The sequence below is a fragment of the Geomonas oryzae genome, from assembly GCF_004117875.1.
In the GTDB taxonomy this organism is placed as follows: domain Bacteria; phylum Desulfobacterota; class Desulfuromonadia; order Geobacterales; family Geobacteraceae; genus Geomonas; species Geomonas oryzae.
This window is the reverse complement of sequence record NZ_RAHW01000001.1, coordinates 149,084-161,544: the sequence shown is the minus strand read 5'-3', so window position 1 is coordinate 161,544 and position 12,461 is coordinate 149,084. Positions and strand designations below refer to the sequence as shown.

Genomic DNA, 12,461 nt, shown 5'->3' with positions numbered 1-12,461 from the left:
ATGACTGCGGAGCGAAACGCCGACCAAGTGCTGCGGCGTCTGGAAGAAATAGCGACGAAATCGCCCGAACTGCGGGTCACCGCCCGACTGTACGAGGCGCTGCTTCCCGTGTGGCAGAAGGCGGAGGTGGCTGGTGCCGTCGCGCCGTTCGACGTAATCGAACTGGGCCGGGTGCTGAAAGGGGGGACGCCGCTGCTTGCCGCCGCCGACATCGAGGTGGACCTGGACGGCGGGGCGGCAGTGCTGCTTGACATGCTGCGTGCCGTCGGGGAACTGGAACCGCCTGCCGTGCGTCGGGGCATCTGGCGTCGTTGGGGACGCCACGCCGAGGTGTGGAGCGAAAGCGAGGCGGCGTCTCTGGCGGCGCTGCGCCGTTCAGCACGGGAGTTGCTTGGCGGCATCGACGCGGGAGGGATCGACCCCGCTGAGTTGCTCGCACTGGCTGCTTCCGGCGATCTTGAAGGGTTCAGCGCCCGGATTGCCGGGGGCACGGCGGGCTGGGAGTTACCCTGGACCGTGGCCCACCACGCTCTGAGGCCCTTCCTGCACGAAGTGCGCAGCCGGGCTCCCCTCGAGGAGATCGGGGTGTGGCAGAGCGGCGAGTGCTACGTCTGCGGCGCTGCCGCCACCTTCGCGGAGCTGCAGGACGACGACCAAGTGAAGCACCTGCGCTGCGCCGAGTGCGGCGCCGACTGGCACCACCCGCGATTGCAGTGTCATCACTGCGGCAACGAGGACCATGCGACGCTCAGGTACCTCTACGTCGACGGGAGCGACCACCGCCGCGTCGAGGTCTGCGACGTCTGCCGCAGTTACCTGAAGGTGATCGCCTCCTTCACCCCGACCGCCACCGACCTGCTGGTGGTCGAGGACCTTGCCACACTGGAACTCGACTTCCTGGCGCAGCACAAGGGGTACTGCAGGCCGTGCCGTGGGGTAGCCCCATGAGAAGAGAGGCGCTTAAAGGCCGGATCCAGTTTCCCGACGTGACCGGCGTCATCCTGGCCGGCGGTCTCTCCAGCCGCATGGGAAGCAACAAGGCGCTGCTGCCGTATCGCGACGGACTTCTCATCGAGGTCATCTACCGTCAGCTCGCATCGCTTTTCGGCGAAATCATCATCGCGGCGAACGATCCGGCGACCTACGGCTTCGTCGGGGGGCGGGTGGTCACCGACCTCTATCCCGGCGCCGGTGCTCTTGCCGGGCTCCATGCCGCCCTTGCCGGTAGCCGCACCCCGTACGTCTTCGCCGTCGCCTGCGACATGCCCTCCTTGAATCTCGCCCTGATCCGCGGGCAGGTCGCGCTGCGCCACCGCGCCGACGTCGTGATACCGGAAGGAGACAAGGGGGTGGAACCGCTGCACGCAACCTACTCGACGGCCTGTCTGCCGCACATCGAGGCCGCGCTCAAGGAGAACCACTGCCGTCTGGTCTCTTTCTTTCCGCGTGTGCAGGTGCTTCGTCTTTCTCCCGCCTGGGTTGCCGCGTTCGACCCGGGCTTAACCTGCTTTCGCAACGTCAACACCCCCGCCGAATACCACACCCTGCGTCAATCCGATCGCTCGGAGCCGCTCGCGGCCGGACTTCCCGTGGAAGCGAGGCCATAGGGGGGACGGTGGGGGGAGCGTTTCGGGGAAAACTGACACAGCCACCCACGAAGCGCTGCAGTAGGCGTCAGGTTCCCCCCTTTGCGAAGGGGGAGCCTGCCCCCCGTAGCCTTGGCGAAGGGGGGACAGAGGGGATTTTGTCTTGGATGAATGACACAAAAAAAGGGCAGTCCGTCGCTTACCCGGGGCTGCCCTTTCTGGTGGTAACCAGTTATCGGTTTTATTACCGTCCCGACGACCTCTCTATCGCCTTCCCTCCGCTTTGAACGTCTTCGCCAACCCCCTTGACGGTGTGACAACCAGCCAAGGTCCACATGGATGCCAAGACAACGACTAATGCAACAGCGATTCGACGTCTCATGACTTTCTCCTTTGTTTTACATGGCTTAAATTGGTAATTGCTAATTTCATTGTAGCCGAGAGCCGGTCGGCCTGCAAACAAATCTACATGGAGCAGAAACCACCCCGCGTCTCAAAAAGAAATGGGGGCTGTTGCCAGCCCCCATTTCTTACCGCTTCGTTCGAGGTTTTCGTGCCTAGTCGTCCTCTTCCCCCTGGTGCTTCGGCCCGCGGGGCAACTCGACCAGCTCAGCCCCGAGCGACTCCGCGATGCACTTTAGCTCGCACATGCGCATGTGCTGGCCGTACACCTTGAGATCGAGGTCGGCTACCGCCACCAGCACGTGGCGCGGCTGGTGGGCTCCATCCTGCATCTTGGTCCTGTGACGGTAAAAGATCTTTCCTGCCATGAAAGGGTGCCTCCTTTCCTTTTTTTCCTCCCTGGTGGAGGGGGTACACCTTCATTATACAGATCGATCCGGATAACTACCAGTGAGGCCGGGTGATTTTCTTACACCCGGATCACCGTGCCGACCTTCTCCTTCCTGATCGCCATCCCGACCGTGCCGCGCTTGTGGCCGTTCACGATGCGTATCTCCTTTACGTTGGTCATGTCGCGCAGCAGGTAAAGCATCTTTCTTTCGAGGACCAGGTCCTCCATGTCGAGCTTTATCAGCTCATCCACGGTGATGTCCTCGATGAGTTCGGCATCGGGGTTGATCCTCGGGTCCTCGGTGAAGAGACCGTCAACGTTCTTCACGAGGATGCAGCTCTTGGCACCCAGCACCTCCGCCATGAGAAGAGCTCCGGTGTCGGTCCGGTGCGGAGGTATGAGCCCGGTCTCCGGCGGGTGTTCGTAAAGGCCGTACGGCGGCGTGCCGTGGATCACCGGGAGGAGTTTCAGGTGGAGCATGGTGGGAAGGTCCAGGAGGTCTCCCGTCTTCACCCGGCTGCCGCCCCATTTGGAGAGAAGCAGGGTGACGATCTCGGCGTTCTGCTCGCTGATCTTGCCGGCCAGTTCCGCGAGCACGCCGGTCGGCATGCCGAGGTCGATGCCGATGTCGAGGATGTGACGCACCCGCACCCCGCCGCCGGTGACCACCATGATCTGGTTCTCCCTGGAGAGTTCGCCGATCTCCTCGAGAAGCGGCAGAACCACCTGGCTTCCGTAATCGATGATGCCGTGCCCCCCGATCTTCACCACGTTCAACTCGGGCACGAGCCGCAGCGTGTCCCCCGTGTGCCTGTGTTTCAGACCCTTGCGAACCAGGGTCTCCCCCTTCAGGTGCGATTCGATTTCATGTCTGGAATTCATGCAACGACCTCCTGGGAATTGGGCATACCAACATCGGTGAACGTTCAGTAATCGCGCAGAAGCTTCCGGGGCAGGGTCTGCCAGCCCGGCGCTCCGCGGTCATCGGTGGCGGCGCAGACCAGCAGCACCGAGAGCCCGTCGCGCATGACCGTCTTCGGTTTGTCACCGATCAGTACCGACTCCTCTTCGCCCGGGGCGGAGCCGTCAGCGGTACGCACCGCATCCACGTCGGGCTGGTCGAGCAGCTCGCGCACCCGCAGCCTTTGCCCGGGGAGGACGCCTTCGAGACTCCCCCGCATGCGTCCGTCGTTTCCCCACAGCCTGAGCCCGACCCCTGCAAGGGCACCGATGATGCCGTGGCCGGTCCCCCCGTGCTCGGAGAGGTGGATGCCGAGCCTTAAGGCGAGGTTCAGCGCCTGCTCCTTGTCGAGGACTTCGAGCTTAGCCTGCCGACCGAAGGCGATGAGGTCGGCCGTGGCCCCGATGCGGTCCGGCAAGGCGACGCAGAGCCCGGGATCGGAACCTTCCGCGCATTCCCTCTCGAGAAAGTCGCAGGCAAACCGTACGACCTGATCAAGAGACCCCTCAGGGATCTCGGCGGGAAAGCACATGGCGCTGTTGTGGGACGTGTAAGGTATGTCCGGGTGGACGAGTAACTGATGGCGCGTGACGAAACCGGGCGTTCCCCAGCCGTTCTGGAGGATGGCATCCGCGATGAGAGCAGCAAGCTCTCCAGTTCCCCTGCTGTAGTCGTTGTCTGTGTCGTCGATCGCTAAGAGAATGCGCATGTGAGCCTTGCTTGCGGCAGGATGAGTGTGGTCGACGCACAAACTATAGCATGAAAGTTTCTAAGAGAAAGCTGTGGCGTCTTTGTCCGGGGCAGCCGTTCTCTCGGTCGAGGTAGCACAGCAGGCGCACCAGTTGTTGCTCTCAGAGCTGAATGCGATAGAGTCATGATATTTGTTCGTGTCTGTTGAGGATGGATTCTGTGCCGTTCTTCTAACTTCAAAATTAAGCTGCATTACAGGATTTGAGCGAGGCAGGCCATGCTACGACTTCTGATAATGATGCTTGTTTTGGTGACACAGTCCGGCTGCGCACATCACGCGAAAGAGCAGATCGAAATCTTTCGATCGGGCGCTGAACGGAACGGTAAGGCTGCAGTATTCCTCAGGCTGCGACCTGCGAACGGCAGCCCTGGCGCCTGTGTTCACGAATTCGTGCAGCAGTTTGGATACGCAAACAAAAAATTGGAGGTATGGTCGCTCACAAGGGAGAAAAAGATCCCGCTTAAGGAAGTTCTGCACTTACTGCCGGTAGAAAAGGGAAGCACTCGGTGGTTGGTCATGCTGTTGGACCCGGGGAGTTACTACCTGAACGTCGAACGGCAACCTTTCTTCCTTGGGATCCCGGAAACAGGGGCAGCAGTCTACGCAGGCAGTTTAGATCTGCAGTGCGGTTTCGACCAAAAGGGTGATTTTGCCTATAGCTATCTGACCGTTGCAGACGAGCGTGTGGCGGCAAACGAGCTCGTGCCTGCCGGTTTCGACGGCGCACCCGGTATCCCGTGCCTGATCAGCCGTTACGGGCAGCCACTGTCCAGTAATGAAAGAACACCGCAGGCGATGGGACTTATCTCCCCGGCTATGCCGACGTTGCAAGCTCCGGGATGGAAAAAACGTTCGGTCCTGAAGGCGCTTGGTTTCGGAGGAGAGCCAAGGAAAAAGGTTAAGGAGGCAAACCCGCCGAATACCCTCGAAGTGACGGGACAGTTTTTTGACGCTATCGGAGCGGGGTATGTTATCCCGATGGCTTACCTCACCTATGCACCGTTTGGCTCCTTATACGGGGTGGTGAAGGGGGGGCTTGACGAGAAGCGATACCGAGTCTGCCTGGATGATATTGGACATGAAATAGAACGCTTGGATTTGGCACAGGAGACTCGGAGTCTCATTGAAGAAGCCTTTCCTAAAGGCACAGCAGTCAAAGGCTCCCAACGATCAGATGCTGTTGAGGTGAATGGGAGAGTGGGGAGCATTCAGTTCACAAGGGTGAAGTTTGGCGAGTGTTTTGGAGACATGAGTTTCTGTATTGAGGTCGCAGCTCTTGCTCAGATCCGGGATGTTGCCGAACGTCGTAATGTCTTTGCCGAGATGCTGGTATACCGCAATCCATCTTCGCTCCTGAGCGAAGTGGTTCCCTTTGAAATCGAAATAGCCGAAGCATCCAAGTGCAGGCACATCGACTCCTACTGTGGGAGCGAAGATAAAAAGATCATCCGGGATGAGTTGAGCCGAGCCGTTCGGGGCTTGCTGCGCAGGGCTTTGAGCGATTTCGGCTGTTTGAACATAGGTCAGCAAACCGCTCCGCTGCAGGATGGTACGGTTCACGATGATTGAGAGACTGAAGTCGCAAAAAGCCGGTCCCGGTGGTGCAACGGCTTAATCCACCCCGGGACCGGCTTTTACGTCCATTCAGTTTCATGACGGCACGGCTGTGTGCACTGACAACACTTGCTGCCGTGCCGTTAGCCTCAGCGCCGCTGGTAACGACGTCCTGAATTCGGATCTCCGAGGATGAACCCGGTCAGAGCGCCCGCCGCCCCTCCGAGTATCGCACCGACTGCGGGGCTTCCGCCCGAAAGCCCACCGAGCAAGGCCCCGCCGCCGGCACCAATGGCGCCTCCACTCAGCGTGCTTTGCTGCTGGCGTGACATTCCCACACACCCAAAGCTAAATGCCACCAGCAGCACGACTGCCAGATATCTCATAGCTCTCATGTGCTGCCTCCTTGCCGACCTACGGCCCGCCTGAACCGGCGAACGGCTGGTCGGCTATGCCCGTTTTCAGTTTAGGCCTGACGATCTGCGTCCAGATCACCCGCATGACCGGAAGATCCCGATCGCCCGGATTCGCAAGATAGTAACCGTCGATGTCCTTGATGATGGTCTCCATTGGGACGCCACGGAGCCCTTCCGCCAGTTTTGCGGCGAAACCCTGTCTTTTGAGCTCAGGGTGCCGCTGGATCACGTTTTCCTCGATGGTCACCACGTGTCCGATGCCCCATAAGAAAGTGATCTTAGCCTCAGGCTGAAGGGTCTGCCACGTTTCTCCGGTAAGCACCGGCATCTCCTTCAAGTCCTTGGAGAGATCACCCGCTGGGTTCTCCTCGGCCGCAAGTACGGGAGTCATGCCTGAAAGACTTGCGACGAGCGATAGGACACAGAGAGAACGGATGACTGTCCTTGCTATGTTCATGTCCCACCTCCATCTGAGTTAGCTTCTGCTCCAAGCTCTCATTATATCAAAGGGCTGTATTGATAATCACGCAAATTGCAGCCGTGAGGGGGAGCTGAGAGTCAGCGCAGATGTATGAGACCGTGGAGTCAGGAGCTGTGATTTCGGGCGGGAGGAGGAGATGCTCGCCCTGGAGAGGCAGGGGGCGCCTATGTTGACGCTTTAGAAATCACCAGCCGGGCCGAAAGAGAATTCAAGGAGACAAAGGCAGCAGGACTTGGATCACCTTTTCGTAGTCATTGCGGCTGTCACGCTTACAGGGGAATTTTTGGGGTGCAAACGGTGCTGCACGTCGGCACTGCGGGCCCCCTCAGCGCACCGGCACTAAAACACGCTGTTGTAGTGGGCTATGTTCTAATTAAAAGTTGAGTTCTTCAGTCGAATTTGATATAAGTCTCTGAAGTTTAAAAAGTTTAAGTTGCAAATGCTGGAAGCTGGCCGGAGAGCTGGAGGTGGAAGTAAGCTCCCTCGCTATCTTTTTTGTGTCAGCCCGCAGTCACGGGGGGCAAGTGATTACCATCGACAGCCTGAACAAACAGTACCATACGCCGCGTGGAACGTATCACGCGCTGCGCGACGTGACCCTGCAGGTAGAAAAAGGGGACATCTTCGGCATCATCGGACTGAGCGGAGCGGGGAAGTCCACCCTCATCCGCTGCCTGAACCGCCTCGAAGAGCCGGACAGCGGCAGCATCGTCATCGATGGCAGGGAGATCACCGGGCTGGCAACACACGAGTTGCGGGAGGCCCGCAAGAAGATCGGCATGATCTTCCAGCACTTCAACCTGCTCGATTCGAGGACGGTGCAGGGCAACGTCGCCTTCCCGCTTGAGTTGGCGGGCTGGCCGCGAAAGGAGATCGCGCAACGGGTAGCCGAGATTCTCGACCTGGTGGGGCTCTCCGATAAAGCCGGCAGCTATCCGGCGCAGTTGTCCGGTGGGCAGAAGCAGCGGGTCGGCATCGCCCGCGCCCTCGCCAACCACCCTGAAGTGCTCCTAAGCGATGAGGCCACCTCGGCGCTGGACCCGCAGACGACCAGGTCCATCCTCGAACTGCTGGCCGACATCAATCGAAAGCTTGGCCTCACCATCGTCCTCATTACCCACGAAATGAGCGTGATCCGGCAGATCTGCGGGAAGGTGGCGGTCCTGGACCGCGGCGAGATCGTCGAGTCCGGGCCGGTGGATGCGGTATTCTCCGCACCCTCCAGCGCGACCATGAGACTTTTCCTGGAACACAGCACGCTGCTGCAGGGCTCCGGCGCCGGCATCTAGGGCAGGAGAGGAGGAGGTAACGATGAATGAAGACCTGATACCGATGCTGTTGACCGGTTTCGGAGAAACCCTATACATGGTGGTATTGTCCACCGTCGCGGCCGTCCTGCTGGGGCTCCCCCTCGGGGTGCTGGTTGTCATCAGCTCGACCGGGCACGTAATGGAGTCGCCGCGGCTGAACCGCGTCCTCGGCGTCGTGATCAACATCACACGGTCCTTTCCCTTCATAATCATGATCGTGTTGCTGCTGCCGCTGTCGCGCTTTTTGGTGGGAACCACGCTGGGGGCTACGGCCGCCGCCGTTCCGCTTTCCATTGCTGCAGCCCCCTTTCTCGCCCGCATCATCGAGAACAGCCTGAAGGAGGTTGACCGCGGCAAGGTGGAAGCGGCCCTTGCCATGGGGGCTACGCCGCTGCAGATCGTGCGGAAGGTACTGATTCCCGAGGCGCTCTCCTCGCTTGTGCTTGGTCTGACTCTCGCGGTGATCACCATAACCGGGTTCACGGCGACCGCCGGGGCGATCGGGGCCGGCGGACTCGGCAGCCTCGCCATCCGTTACGGCTACATGCGCTACCGGGAGGACGTCATGTTTGCGACCGTCCTCATTCTGGTCGTCTTTGTCCAGGGGGTGCAGTGGAGCGGCGACAAACTGGCGCGACGGATCAACAGAAACCAACACCGGCTCGGCTAAAGAGCCTTATATTCAACGGAGGAACACAAAGATGATGAGCAAATTTAACGGCAGGCTGAGCCTTGCCTTGGTCGCCCTCGCCCTGGTTGTAGTGGCCGCAGCGGGTTGCAAGAAAAAGGAAGGCGAGGCGGGCAAGGGCGCAGAGGGCACCGGGAAGACCCTGAAGGTGGGGGCGGCGGTAGTTCCCCACGCCGACATCCTCAAATTCGTAGTGCCGAAATTGAAGGAGCAGGGCGTGAACCTCGAAGTGGTGACCTTCGACGACGAGGTGCAGCTGAACCCGGCGCTCGCCGAGAAGCAAATCGACGCCAACTACTTCCAGCACGTCCCCTACCTGGAGGCCGTGATGAAGGAGAAGAACTACCAGTTCCAGGTGGCCGGCAGCATCCACGTGGAGCCGATCGGGCTCTACTCCAAGAAGATCAAGAGCATCGCCGAACTCAAAGACGGCGCACAGATCGCGGTTCCCAACAACCCCTCCAACGAGTACCGCGCCCTGGCGCTCTTGGAGAAGCAGGGCCTCATCAAGCTGAAACCGGGCATCTCCAACTTCCAGGCAACGCCTAAGGACATCGTGGAGAATCCGAAGAAGATCAAGTTCGTCGAGGTCGAGGCCGCGCAGCTTACCCGGACCCTTCCCGACGTGGACGGCGCGGTGATCAACACCAACTTCATCCTGGACGCGAAGATCGACCCGCAGAGCGCCGTCGTGCGCGAGGACGCCAAGTCTCCCTACGCCAACATCATCGTGGTGCGCAAGGGAGAGGAGACCCGCGAGGATATCAAGAAGCTGGTGGCTGCACTGCAGTCCCCCGAGCTGAAGCAGTTCCTGAAAGAAAAATACGGCGCCGCGATCATCCCGGCGTTCTAGCTTCAACTGGCGGCCGGGTACGGTTTGGTCGTTGGAAGAAGAACAAGGCCTTCGGCCTATTCATCAAGACGTTGAAGGAGCAGTTGAAAGATTGAAGCGACAAAAGCCGGTCCCTGGGAGCAACTGCTTGAGCACCCGGGACCGGCTTTTTATGTGTATCAGAGTCATAGTGGCTGGCTTCCAACGGGAAGCCACCCGCAACAACTGTTTCAGTGCCTGGTTACACTGTCAAACAGATTTTTGGGAACCCATACCCACCTCGACTGCCGGTTTATGGGTGGTATAATCCATATCCGTTAACCATCTATGTTTTGTCCATATTTGCAGTCAAGCATCTAACGGGATCGGAGGACACCATGAAAGTACTCGTGCTTTACTATTCAATGTACGGTCACATTCACCGGATGGCGGAGGCGGTGGCCGAAGGGGTCAGGGAATTGCCCGGAGGGGTGGCTGTATTAAGGCGTGTACCTGAAACCCTCCCTGATGACGTGTTGGAGAAAATGGGGGCGATCGATGCGCAGAAGACATTTGCTCATGTGCCGGTCTGCACCGTCGAGGAACTCCCCGACTACGACGCGATAGTCTTCGGTACCCCGACCCGTTTTGGCAACATGTGCGGACAGATGCGGCAATTTTTGGACGCTACTGGCGGCCTCTGGCTGCAAGGGAAGCTGGTCGGGAAGGTAGGAAGCGTCTTCGCCAGCTCGGCTACCCAGCATGGCGGTCAGGAATCGACGATTCTCACGTTCCATACCTTCCTCCTCCATCAGGGTATGGTGGTCGTCGGTCTTCCCTATGCTTTTGACGGTCAGATGCGCAACGATGAAATTACCGGCGGCTCTCCCTATGGGGCTTCCACGATAGCAGGGACGCAGGGAGAGCGGCTGCCGACCGACAACGAACTGGCTGCGGCGCGCTTCCAGGGTAAAAACGTGGCCAAAATAGCCGGAAAGCTTTCCGCGTAGTCAGGTTTCACCAAAGTCTGATGTGTCCCTAGTAGGGGGACAGGCGCCCCGCCTGCCCCCTATTATGTTCCGACTCGAAAGCACGGCAGGCGTTCCAGATTGATGGGAAACCTCCCAACGTTGAGCATCTGATCCATGCGGATTTATACGATGGAGCCAATAACAAAACCACAGGTGGGGAGGATGCCTAAACATCCGGAGCAGCACTATGCAACCAGGATCGGTTGGCTGCGGGCAGCGGTGCTGGGCGCAAACGACGGGATCCTTTCGACTGCAAGCCTCGTTGTGGGGGTGGCAGCCGCCAGCGCAGTGCGCGGTAATGTGTTCTTAGCGGGGGTAGCGGGCTTGGTGGCAGGTGCCATGTCAATGGCGGCGGGAGAGTATGTGTCCGTCAGTTCACAGGCCGACACCGAGAAGGCCGACCTTGACCGTGAGCGACGTGAACTTAAGACGGACATTGTGACTGAGTGCCAGGAGTTGGCGGCCATATATGTCGGGAGAGGACTTGATCCCTCACTCGCCAGACAGGTCGCCGAGCAGCTTATGGCACACGATGCGCTAGAGGCACATGCGCGCGATGAACTGGGAATTTCGGAAATAGTCATCGCCCGTCCCCTGCAGGCGGCACTGGCGTCTGGAGTAACTTTTTCAGTGGGTGCTGCCTTGCCGCTACTCATCGCCTTATTAAGTCCAGTCGCCTATTTCATTCCCGTGGTGGCAGGTGGTTCACTTTTGTGCCTGGGGATTCTGGGCGCTCTGGCCGGCCGAGCCGGGGGGGCAAGCGTTGTTGTCGGGGGCGTTCGTGTCGCTCTGTGGGGAGCCTTGGCGATGGCTGCCACGGCGGCAATAGGCGCCCTTTTCGGTACGGCGGTCTGATCGGTAACGACAGCCCTCAGCTCACTAATTGACTGGGGTTTTTTCTGGCGGGAAAGTACCAGTGACGACTATGTGGCGACCTGAATGACCTACAGGTTCCAGCCTAACACCGCGCGAGAAGGAGCTAGTGCCATGAGCCATACCTTGTCATCCGACCAAATGATGCAGCACCTCCAGAAAGGTGCGGTGGTGATCGATGTGATGACGCCGGAGGATTATGCCGCCTGTCATGTGGCCGGCGCCCTGAACGCCTGTGTCTATGAGGTTGCCTTTCTCGACCTGATTGCCGAACTGTTTCCCGATCGAAATCGGGAACTGATCCTCTACGACGCTACCGGCACGACTCGATCTGCCGAATTGGCCTTCGAACGGCTGCAGCAAGCCGGTTACGCTAAGGTCTCGGTGCTGGCCGGCGGGCTTGCCGCTTGGCGCAAGGAAGGACTGCCGCTCGAGGTAGAAGAAAAGGTGGCCCCATTGGGGTTGCGGGATGGCCCCTACCGGGTCGATACAGAAAAAAGCACCCTGGAGTGGATCGGCAGAAACCTGAACAAACGGCACTACGGCCGCATCGGCATCAAGACGGGAGAACTGTCCATCAAGGACGGAAAGCTCTCCAGAGGGCATATCGAGCTGGACATGACCAGCATTTCCAATCTGGATCTGCAGGATGGTGGCTGGCGCGATTTGCTGATCCGCCACCTTAAATCTGACGATTTCTTCGCTGTGGATCTTTTCCCGACAGCTTCGTTCACCTCGACCGGATGGGAAACCAGGGCAGAGAATTCGTTAAACGCAGTAGAAGGGATTGTCACAGGGAAGTTGAAAATAAGGGATGTCACCCGGGAGATCCGCATCCCCGCGACCATCGCTCCGCAAAGTGACGGCGGCATCCAGGCTCATGCAGCCTTCGATCTCGATCGTACCCTCTGGAATGCCTGCTATGGATCGTGCAGGCTGTTCGAGCGGCTTGGAATGCATTTCGTGGATGACTTGATCAGCCTTGAACTGTTCGTTGTGGCGGGCGCATGGTGAGAGCGGCTTTTCATGCCCTGAGGGTTTTGCGCAATAGGTCGAGGCCGCGCAGCTTACCCGGACCCTTCCTGACGTGGACGGCACTGCGATCATCACGGCCTTCCAGCTTCCGGGCGGCGGGGGGCGTGTAGCTCCCCGCTTCAAAGAGCTGCTTGGACCCGCCCAACGTTGTGACGGCGGAAATAACACTAT

14 protein-coding genes are annotated in these 12,461 nt (G+C 59.4%); 9 read left to right on the top strand and 5 right to left on the bottom strand.

The genetic code is table 11. The features are described from left to right. Both D6Z24_RS00815 and mobA read left to right on the top strand, forming a co-directional pair. The gene (locus D6Z24_RS00815; protein WP_129124643.1) at positions 1 to 948 is read left to right on the top strand and encodes a formate dehydrogenase accessory protein FdhE; all 948 of its coding nucleotides are present in this window, start codon (positions 1 to 3) and stop codon (positions 946 to 948) included. Further along, positions 945 to 1,607 (top strand): molybdenum cofactor guanylyltransferase, encoded by a 663-nt coding sequence (gene mobA, locus D6Z24_RS00810; protein ID WP_129124642.1) that lies wholly within the window; start codon positions 945 to 947, stop codon positions 1,605 to 1,607. The genes D6Z24_RS00815 and mobA overlap by 4 nt, the downstream gene beginning before the upstream one ends. A gap of 223 nt (positions 1,608 to 1,830) precedes the next feature. Here mobA and D6Z24_RS00805 read toward each other — a convergent pair whose 3' ends face one another. The 4 genes from D6Z24_RS00805 to D6Z24_RS00790 all read right to left on the bottom strand — a co-directional run bounded on the left by D6Z24_RS00805 (position 1,831) and on the right by D6Z24_RS00790 (position 4,049). Continuing rightward, entirely contained in the window at positions 1,831 to 1,923 is a 93-nt protein-coding gene (locus D6Z24_RS00805; RefSeq protein WP_246014565.1) for an entericidin A/B family lipoprotein, read from the bottom strand. Positions 1,924 to 2,143: 220 nt separating this feature from the next. Continuing rightward, on the bottom strand, positions 2,144 to 2,356 hold the full coding sequence (locus tag D6Z24_RS00800) for a hypothetical protein (RefSeq protein ID WP_129124640.1): 213 nt from the start codon (positions 2,354 to 2,356) through the stop codon (positions 2,144 to 2,146). A gap of 101 nt (positions 2,357 to 2,457) precedes the next feature. After that, positions 2,458 to 3,261: an amino acid kinase family protein gene (locus tag D6Z24_RS00795; protein WP_129124639.1), complete on the bottom strand. Its 804-nt coding sequence runs from the start codon at positions 3,259 to 3,261 to the stop codon at positions 2,458 to 2,460. A 44-nt stretch (positions 3,262 to 3,305) separates the two neighbouring features. Beyond that, positions 3,306 to 4,049 (bottom strand): hypothetical protein, encoded by a 744-nt coding sequence (locus tag D6Z24_RS00790; protein ID WP_129124638.1) that lies wholly within the window; start codon positions 4,047 to 4,049, stop codon positions 3,306 to 3,308. Between the two features lie 258 nt (positions 4,050 to 4,307). Between D6Z24_RS00790 and D6Z24_RS00785 the strand changes: the two genes are divergently transcribed. Further along, positions 4,308 to 5,660 carry a hypothetical protein gene (locus D6Z24_RS00785; RefSeq protein WP_129124637.1) on the top strand — a complete coding sequence of 451 codons (1,353 nt, stop codon included), beginning with the start codon at positions 4,308 to 4,310 and terminating at the stop codon, positions 5,658 to 5,660. Positions 5,661 to 6,059: 399 nt separating this feature from the next. On the opposite strand, the gene D6Z24_RS00775 is transcribed toward D6Z24_RS00785, so the two are convergent. Further along, positions 6,060 to 6,518 (bottom strand): hypothetical protein, encoded by a 459-nt coding sequence (locus tag D6Z24_RS00775; protein ID WP_129124635.1) that lies wholly within the window; start codon positions 6,516 to 6,518, stop codon positions 6,060 to 6,062. 548 nt (positions 6,519 to 7,066) lie between these two features. Here D6Z24_RS00775 and D6Z24_RS00770 point away from each other — a divergent pair. From D6Z24_RS00770 to D6Z24_RS00745, 6 genes are all read left to right on the top strand, one after another. Beyond that, positions 7,067 to 7,831: a methionine ABC transporter ATP-binding protein gene (locus tag D6Z24_RS00770; RefSeq protein ID WP_129124634.1), complete on the top strand. Its 765-nt coding sequence runs from the start codon at positions 7,067 to 7,069 to the stop codon at positions 7,829 to 7,831. 22 nt (positions 7,832 to 7,853) lie between these two features. Next, positions 7,854 to 8,522 carry a methionine ABC transporter permease gene (locus tag D6Z24_RS00765; RefSeq protein ID WP_129124633.1) on the top strand — a complete coding sequence of 223 codons (669 nt, stop codon included), beginning with the start codon at positions 7,854 to 7,856 and terminating at the stop codon, positions 8,520 to 8,522. 31 nt (positions 8,523 to 8,553) lie between these two features. Beyond that, positions 8,554 to 9,393, top strand: coding sequence for a MetQ/NlpA family ABC transporter substrate-binding protein (locus tag D6Z24_RS00760; protein WP_198419490.1), 840 nt, complete (start codon positions 8,554 to 8,556; stop codon positions 9,391 to 9,393). 356 nt (positions 9,394 to 9,749) lie between these two features. Beyond that, the gene (gene wrbA, locus D6Z24_RS00755) at positions 9,750 to 10,361 is read left to right on the top strand and encodes an NAD(P)H:quinone oxidoreductase (RefSeq protein ID WP_129124632.1); all 612 of its coding nucleotides are present in this window, start codon (positions 9,750 to 9,752) and stop codon (positions 10,359 to 10,361) included. Positions 10,362 to 10,544: 183 nt separating this feature from the next. Then, entirely contained in the window at positions 10,545 to 11,237 is a 693-nt protein-coding gene (locus tag D6Z24_RS00750) for a VIT1/CCC1 transporter family protein (protein ID WP_129124631.1), read from the top strand. 132 nt (positions 11,238 to 11,369) lie between these two features. Then, the gene (locus D6Z24_RS00745) at positions 11,370 to 12,269 is read left to right on the top strand and encodes a YceI family protein (RefSeq protein WP_129124630.1); all 900 of its coding nucleotides are present in this window, start codon (positions 11,370 to 11,372) and stop codon (positions 12,267 to 12,269) included. Positions 12,270 to 12,461 lie beyond the last annotated feature (192 nt).

What these genes read in the sequence shown, in the direction of transcription:
- D6Z24_RS00815 (WP_129124643.1), top strand. Translation starts at nt 1, where the DNA reads ATGACTGCGGAGCGAAACGCCGACCAAGTGCTGCGGCGTCTGGAAGAA.
- mobA (WP_129124642.1), top strand. Translation starts at nt 945, where the DNA reads ATGAGAAGAGAGGCGCTTAAAGGCCGGATCCAGTTTCCCGACGTGACC.
- D6Z24_RS00805 (WP_246014565.1), bottom strand. Translation starts at nt 1,923, where the DNA reads ATGTGGACCTTGGCTGGTTGTCACACCGTCAAGGGGGTTGGCGAAGAC.
- D6Z24_RS00800 (WP_129124640.1), bottom strand. Translation starts at nt 2,356, where the DNA reads ATGGCAGGAAAGATCTTTTACCGTCACAGGACCAAGATGCAGGATGGA.
- D6Z24_RS00795 (WP_129124639.1), bottom strand. Translation starts at nt 3,261, where the DNA reads ATGAATTCCAGACATGAAATCGAATCGCACCTGAAGGGGGAGACCCTG.
- D6Z24_RS00790 (WP_129124638.1), bottom strand. Translation starts at nt 4,049, where the DNA reads ATGCGCATTCTCTTAGCGATCGACGACACAGACAACGACTACAGCAGG.
- D6Z24_RS00785 (WP_129124637.1), top strand. Translation starts at nt 4,308, where the DNA reads ATGCTACGACTTCTGATAATGATGCTTGTTTTGGTGACACAGTCCGGC.
- D6Z24_RS00775 (WP_129124635.1), bottom strand. Translation starts at nt 6,518, where the DNA reads ATGAACATAGCAAGGACAGTCATCCGTTCTCTCTGTGTCCTATCGCTC.
- D6Z24_RS00765 (WP_129124633.1), top strand. Translation starts at nt 7,854, where the DNA reads ATGAATGAAGACCTGATACCGATGCTGTTGACCGGTTTCGGAGAAACC.
- D6Z24_RS00760 (WP_198419490.1), top strand. Translation starts at nt 8,554, where the DNA reads ATGATGAGCAAATTTAACGGCAGGCTGAGCCTTGCCTTGGTCGCCCTC.
- wrbA (WP_129124632.1), top strand. Translation starts at nt 9,750, where the DNA reads ATGAAAGTACTCGTGCTTTACTATTCAATGTACGGTCACATTCACCGG.
- D6Z24_RS00750 (WP_129124631.1), top strand. Translation starts at nt 10,545, where the DNA reads ATGCCTAAACATCCGGAGCAGCACTATGCAACCAGGATCGGTTGGCTG.
- D6Z24_RS00745 (WP_129124630.1), top strand. Translation starts at nt 11,370, where the DNA reads ATGAGCCATACCTTGTCATCCGACCAAATGATGCAGCACCTCCAGAAA.